Source organism: Pseudomonas sp. EL_65y_Pfl2_R96, from assembly GCF_963970905.1.
Taxonomy (GTDB): domain Bacteria; phylum Pseudomonadota; class Gammaproteobacteria; order Pseudomonadales; family Pseudomonadaceae; genus Aquipseudomonas.
Genome location: NZ_CAXAQH010000063.1, coordinates 1 through 7228, shown reverse-complemented (window position 1 = coordinate 7228; position 7228 = coordinate 1). Strand labels below are relative to the sequence as shown.

General features: G+C 59.9%; 3 protein-coding genes and 1 pseudogene. 2 read left to right on the top strand and 2 right to left on the bottom strand.

Annotation, left to right across the window (positions count from 1 at the left end):
- Window positions 1-119: 119 nt before the first annotated feature.
- A complete protein-coding gene (locus tag AACY49_RS29195; protein ID WP_339527627.1) occupies window positions 120-4481 on the bottom strand; it encodes an RHS repeat-associated core domain-containing protein in 4362 nt (1453 codons plus the stop codon).
- Window positions 4482-4744: 263 nt separating this feature from the next.
- Between AACY49_RS29195 and AACY49_RS29190 the strand changes: the two genes are divergently transcribed.
- Window positions 4745-5440, top strand: a complete 696-nt coding sequence (locus tag AACY49_RS29190) for an HAD-IA family hydrolase (protein ID WP_258696799.1) — start codon at window positions 4745-4747, stop codon at window positions 5438-5440.
- A 117-nt stretch (window positions 5441-5557) separates the two neighbouring features.
- On the opposite strand, the gene AACY49_RS29185 is transcribed toward AACY49_RS29190, so the two are convergent.
- On the bottom strand, window positions 5558-6304 hold the full coding sequence (locus tag AACY49_RS29185; protein WP_339527625.1) for a 3-oxoacyl-ACP reductase family protein: 747 nt from the start codon (window positions 6302-6304) through the stop codon (window positions 5558-5560).
- 385 nt (window positions 6305-6689) lie between these two features.
- Here AACY49_RS29185 and AACY49_RS29180 point away from each other — a divergent pair.
- A pseudogene (locus tag AACY49_RS29180) lies at window positions 6690-7228 on the top strand (transposase); the annotation flags it as partial.

The window sequence follows — 7228 nt, the reverse complement described above, 5'->3', positions numbered from 1 at the left end:
TCGTTGGGTTTTACAACAACGAGCGGCTGCACTCGAAACTGGGATATCTGCCACCGACCGTTTACGAACGGGCAATGGCGTCTAAACCTCCTATCGAGGTGTCCGGAATTAGTTGACCACTACAGATCAACCCAACCCACCGGATTGCGCGTGTACTGATACCCGTTTAACCCGCCCGCCAACTTGCTCGGGTCCGGCGTCAGGTACCGCCCGACATCCGGATTGTAGTAGCGATGCCGGTTGTAATGCAGGCCGGTTTCCGCGTCGAAATACTGCCCTTGAAAGCGCAGCGGCTGATCGAGGACCTGATGGGTGTCGCGGGTGAGGCGGGTGAGGCGGCCATACGCGGTGTATCGAGCGGCCCAGATGATGTCGCCGCTGTAGTCGGTGAGTTCTTGCGGGGTGCCGAGGTGGTCGAGTTGGTAATAAAACGGGCAGGCCTTGCGCGGGCCTTTGCCGTCGAGCATCGCCAGCGGGCGGAAGCTGTCGGGTTCATAGACATAGCTGCGGTAGTGCTCACGACTGCTTTCAGCGACAAGGTTGTCGCCCTGCCAGAAAAACTCGGTGGTTTTACCGTCGACGGTTTTGGTAATGCGACGGCCGAAAGCGTCATAGCGATAAGTTGAGCAACGACCGTCCGGGGTGGTGACGCCGACCAACCGATGCTGGCAGTCATAACGGTACTCAGTGACGAGTTTCTGCCTGGTACCACGGCGTTCGCGGATGAGGTTGCCGAAGGTGTCGTAATCGAAGTGGCAGTCGCCGTGCATCAACAGGCGGTTGCCTTTGACGGTGGCCGGGCCCGGGCGGTCCTGCATCAGCAGGTTGCTGGCCGGGTCGTGGGCGAAGCTTTCCGGTGGCTGATCGCGAGAGTGGCGCACGCGGATCAGGCGGTTCAGCGAGTCGTACTGGTAGCTACGTTGGCCATGGCGGGTGTCGGCGATGCTGTCGAGATTGCCATTGAGGCTGTAGGCATAGTCGCGGCGATACAGCGGATGTTGGTGTTGGCCGACGGCGTGGGCCTTCAGGCGACCCTGTTCGTCGTAGGCGTATTCACTGAGCAACAGACCCTGTTGACGCTGCTGTTCGCGGCCGAAGACAAATTGGTGGCTGGTGAGGCGTGTGCCATTGAGGTCGATAGCGGTCAGCGCGCCGCCCTTGGCGTGGTGGTAATCGAGTTTGCTGCCGTCTGGCAGACGCAGGCGGTTGAGCTGGCCGCAGGCGTCGTAGCCATAACGCAAGGTGCCCCAGCCCTGGTGTTCGGTGATCAGGCGGTCTTGTTGGTCGTATTCGAATTCCAGCGGGTGGTCGTGGCCGTCGTCGACGCTGGTCAGTCGGCCCAGCGAGTCGTAGCGGTAGTCGACCTGGATGCCATCGGGCAGCGTCTTGACCAATAGGCATCCGGCCGAATCCCGTTGGTACCCCGTAACCAGCTGCGAGCCGTCATCGCCGAACTCGGTTTTCTCCAGTAGGTGCCCGTTGAGATCGTAGGCGTACGCGGTGCGCTGTCCGTCAAAACCGGTTTCCTGTCGGATCAATCCGTTGGGCGTGTAGTCCAGCCGATAGCGTTCTCCGGATTCGTTCTCGATTTCCGTGAGCAGCAGCTGCGCGTTGTCGTAGCGATATTTGAGCTGGGTGCCGTCGGGGTTGATCCGGCGGCTGACCAGGTGCAAATCGTCGACGTATTCGTAACGAGTGACGCGGCCCAGCTCGTCGCGTTTGGCGGTGACCTTGCCGTAGGCGTTGTAGCTGAACGCGCGCGTGGCGCCGGTAGGCAATGTCGTCTGGACCAGTCGGCCGACGGCGTCCCATTGGTAGCGGGTGACCGCACCGTGTTCGTCCTGACGAGTCGTCTGCCGCCCCAGCGCATCGTAGGAAAAGCGTCGTTGCCCACCGTCCGGCAGTGTTTCCTCAAGCAACTGGCCCAAGGCATTCCAGACGAATACATGGCGACTGGCGTCCGGGTAGCGGATCGACAACAGCCGGCCCTGAGGGTCGTAGTGATAGTGAGTGGCCTGGCCATCGGGATCGGTGGCCTCGGTGACATCGCCCTGAGCATTGCGCTGGTATTTCCACACTGCTTGGCCGCGATTGCGCGCATGCAGGAAACCGTTGCGGTATTCGTAGGTCGTTGGCTCATCTTGCGGTGGAATCAACGCCACCAGCCTTCCGACTTCGTCGTAGCGGTATTCGGTGACGGCCCCCAGCGGATCCTGCTCGGCCACCAACCGACCCTGCTCGTCATAGGCCTTGAGCTGTTCGCCGCCATTGAGCTCAACCCGGCGCACCAGTCGCGCCCGGTCGTCATGGACGTAAACTTCTTCGCTGCCGTCGATGTTCTGGACCGTGACGCTGCCTTGGTCATCCCAGGCGTAGCGCGTGTCCATTTGCGCGAACGACGCCCAATGCCGCACGCAGCGTGCCGCCTTGCCGGACCGCTGCCACTCCCAGAAGAAACTCGCGCCACCGGCCAGTTGCCGCTGCAGGATGACGTGCCGATCGTCGTAGTCGTAGCGCTCGTTTTCCCCTGCGGCATTGGTCGCTGCGATCAAGCGTTGGCGGGCGTCGTAGCGATAGGAAACCAGTGTCTGCTCTGTATGCCAGGCTTCACCCGGGGCATCGCCGGAGTGAAACGACTGGTATTCGACGGCCACAAGGTGCCTGCGCTCGTAGCAAAACAACAACGAACGCCCGGCGCCGTTGTCGAGGCGCTGGATGCGCTCCTGCCGGTCGCGGGTGATGCGCAATCGGTTGTCGTAGGCATCGCTGATCGCCGTCAGCCAGCCGTTGTGAAAGTGGTAGAAACGCGTGTCGTCGCCAGCCTGGGCGAGGATCAGCTCTTCGGGCGCATCGCCCAGATAAATCGCCGCGCGCGACAGGCTGTTATGGATCGCGGGGCGTTCGACACTCGGCAGCGGGAACGTGGTGCGGCGGTTTTCGTGGTCGATCCAGATGACGGTGTCGCCGTCGATTTCCAACCGATGGGCGAGCGAATGGCTCCAGCCAAAGCCGAGGCCGCAGTCGATCTCGGCGGCACTGGTGCGGTAGAGCCGGGTGAAGTCGAACGGCAGGATGCCGTCCAGCGAACCATCGGTGAGGGTCAGCAGTTCTTCGCCGGTGACCATCGATACCGGGCACCCGTTCTTGCAGGTCGACGGCACACAAGTGGCGCTGTCGCCGTTGGGGTTTTTTGCCTGATTCGGTGCATCGTCGTGAGGTTCGTGACGACCCAGCCGGGTCATGTCTGTGGATTTGTCGCGAGCAATGGCAACCGGATTGCTCACCTGCACAATCGGTGAGGCGCCGGCGCTGATCTGTAGCGGAACCGTCGGTGCAGGTTTCAGCGGTACATTCCGCACGCTGACCACGAGCGGTTTGAGCGCGCCAGCGTGGGCTGTCAGGTCGGATTTGGCCGTCAGCCCGGCCAACCGCAAACTGGCCGCCGCCAACCACTGCCGAGCCCGCGGGGACTTGATCTTGTCCAGTAATTTGGCGCTCATGCCGAGCTTCAGGCCCGTAGGACCGATGAGACGTACCAACAGGAAGCTGATCAATATTTCCGTACGAATTTGCGCCACGACTTCGGCGATGTACTGCGGCGGGAACATCCTCAGCCAACTGGTGAACGCCGCGAGATGGATGAACATCAATGGCTCATCGCTCAACATCAGCAACACATTGGCAATGGTTTCAGCCGAAGCGTTCAGCAGTGTCTCAAGCTCGCCTTGGGTCAGGTACTCAAGGAGTTTTTCGCTGTTGCCTTGCAGGTCTGCCACCAGGGCGTAGACCTGCTTCACGTCATCCCACAAACCGTGCAGCGAATGCTCGAAGCCGCGCCAGTCAGCCTGTTGCAGCAAGCCGTAGCGCTGGGTGAACCCTGCCTCGGAAAACCCCGCCCACAAAGGTTCGAATTCGCTCGTCCATTCATTGCGCAACCAGCCTTCCAGCTCGCCGATCACGCTTTGATAGGAGGCGTAGAGCGCTTTGACGTGTTCAGTGGAGACATTGGGAAAGAAGGTGATGCGATAGCGATGGCCACGCCAGCATTCGGGGAATTCGAGAATGCCGCTGGGGCCGATGGTTGCGTGGACGGGCTCACCGAAGATCAGTTCACCATTGCGCTGCGAGATAACCGGCTCGAGCATCACCGGCGTATCGCCGATCGGCACGAAACGCGCGGCTTCAAACATATGCACCAGGGTCAACGGACCACTGGCCGGGCACATGGCAAGCGTCGAGCTGACAGGAACGGTGGAGTCCTTCGGCGCGCTGAGCCGGACTTCGTTGCCGACCTTGAACACTTGCTCGACGTTCAGCGCGCCAGCGGTCCAGAAGTTTTCCGCCCAGGCCTCGTAGTCGTTGAGGCAGAGTCGGAAATCACCGAGCAGCGCTTCGACGTCCGGCTGCTCGGGGTTCATGGCGGCGACCACCAGCAGGCCGATGGCGTTGTTCAAGGCCAGGACCTTGTCAGGTTCGAACATTCGCAATCCCTCGCGCCGATTAATTTGGAGCGAGAGACTTTGCGGGGGATCAAAAAGGAAAGAAGTCGGGAAAGGAGGTGTTTGGTGTAGGGGAAATCGCTAAATCATCGCAGGCGCCTCGATACAGGTTTTTGTATCCGCCAGGCATTGCCCGTTGCTCTCTGCCAAGTGCGCTCGCTATGCTGCTGAACCCTTTAATCCATCACGGACCCGGTCGTGCCTGAGCCGCTCCTGGGATGTCATGAGAAAACGGATCAGATGCGATGAATGCACCCTTGGATGAGTTCGGCCCGATCAAGGCCGTGATTTTCGATATGGACGGCTTGCTGCTGGATACCGAGGGCATTTACACCGAGGTCACCTCCATCATTGCCCAGCGTTATGGCCGGACCTTCGACTGGAGCGTCAAACAGAACATCATCGGCCGCGGCGCGGGTGATCTGGCGCGCTATGTGGTCGAGGCGCTGGACCTGCCGATCACCGCCGAAGAGTTTCTGGTGATCCGCGAGCCGCTGATGTGCGAGCGTTTTCCGACGGCGTTGGCGATGCCCGGCGCAGAGGAGCTGGTTCGGCACTTGAAAGCCAACCACATTCCTATTGCGGTGGGCACCAGTTCGTCGCGTCAGTCGTTCGGTCAGAAAACCACTTTGCACCGCGACTGGTTCGCGTTGTTCGACTTCATTGTCACCGCTGATGACCCGGAAGTGGGCGCGGCCAAACCGGCACCGGATATTTTCCTGACAGCGGCGCGGCGCTTGGGTGTCGCGCCCCGGGATTGCCTGGTGTTCGAGGATTCGCCGTTCGGCGTCACTGCCGCGAAAGCGGCGGGGATGACGGCGATTGCGGTCCCGGATGCGGCGATGGCCGACGAAAAATACGCGCATGCCGATGGCATTCTTCGTACGTTGAAGGCGTTCAAGCCCAGTGCATGTGGCTTGCCGGCGCTCGAGTGGGTTTAACGCCGGTAGCCGGTAAATGTGGGAGCGGGCTTGCTCGCGAAGAGGGCGTGTCAGGCAACATCAATGTCGACTGATACGACGCCTTCGCGAGCAAGCCCGCTCCCACAGTGAGCTGCATCAGGCGCCGAAACCACCGTCGATGGTCAGGCTGGCACCGGTGATGTAGCCGGCTTCGGGACCGACAAGGTAGGCCACGAAACTGGCGATTTCTTCTGCTTTGCCGTAACGGCCCACGGCCATCAGCGGGATCAGGCTTTCGGCGAAATCACCGTCAGCCGGGTTCATGTCGGTGTCGACCGGGCCCGGTTGCACATTGTTGATGGTGATACCCCGTGGACCGAGGTCGCGAGCCAGGCCTTTGGTCAGGCCGACCAGCGCCGATTTGCTCATGGCGTACGGACCACCACCGGCGAAAGGCATGCGCTCGGCATTGGTGCTGCCGATGTTGATGATGCGACCGCCTTCGGTCATATGTTTGGCCGCTTCCTGAGTGGCGATGAACACACTGCGCACGTTGATGGCCAGGGTCTGGTCGAAGTCTTCGAGTTTGAAGTCTTCCAGCGGTGCGACGGCCAAAACGCCTGCGTTGTTGACCAGGATGTCCAGGCGGCCGAAGGCTTCGACGGCGGCATTAACGGCATTGCGAATGGCGACGGCATCGGCGCTGTCGGCCTTGATGGCCAGGGCTTTGCCGCCGGCGGTGATAATGCTGTTTTGCAGTTCTTCGGCTTTGGCGGTGGAGCTGACGTAAGTGAAGGCGACGGTAGCGCCTTCGGAGGCCAGGCGTTTGACGATGGCAGCACCGATGCCGCGTGAGCCGCCTTGAATCAGAGCTACTTTACCGCTGAGGTGTTGAGTGGTCATGTCGATCTCCAGAAATTCAAGGCGGGCTGTCTTGTTGTCGGAGTCGAGTATCGGCCTCGCATTACCCTGAGGCTTCGCATCTCATCAGAAAATAAAACGAGCCAACCCAAAAACAATGAGTTACGTGTGCTCGGTCATCAGAAAATACGATGAGCGATCATTAGTTGTGAAATTTTTCCCCAAGGGGTCATTAAAAAATAAAGCCCGCAGCAACGGACAATTTTACAAAGTATTCCAGATTAACGAAAGTTGTCGTCTAGGCGAAATAGGAACGAGGGTTCTGTCTGAGCTCTTCGTGTGTGATATTTATAAGAGTGAACGAGCCCCATGAAAGACAGGACACCGTTTCCCCCTTACGATAAGGGATAGGCAAACGGTTATGTTTATGACTAACAGCAACGATAAGAGTGGGGAGCTTTTGGGCCAGGAGCGGCGGCGCCGCTGGAGCCCAGAGCAAAAACTGGCCATGGTTCGCGAGAGTCTTGAGCCAGGGCAAAGCGTTTCGGTGGTGGCTCGGCGTAACGGCATCAATGCCAATCAGCTGTTCCTGTGGCGCAAGCTGTATCAGGACGGCAGCCTGTCGGCGGTCAGTGCAGGCGAAGCCGTGGTGCCTGCCTCCGAGCTGAGCGATGCGCTCAAGCAGATCCGTGAACTGCAACGGATGCTGGGTAAGAAAACGATGGAAGCGGAAATCCTCAAAGAGGCCGTGGAGATCGCCCTGTCGCGAAAATGGATTGCGCACTCACCCTTGTTGCCGGGGGACGACCAGTGAAGTTGGTCAGCGAATGTCTCGGTGCGGCGCGCTCGCAATTAACGGTTCGAATCAAGCAATCGGTATCGCCCAAAGTACGGCGAAGCAGGACTGTGGACGATGCTGCGCTGGTGGTCGAAATCCAGCAGCAGGTTAGCGAGCTGCCCAGCTAT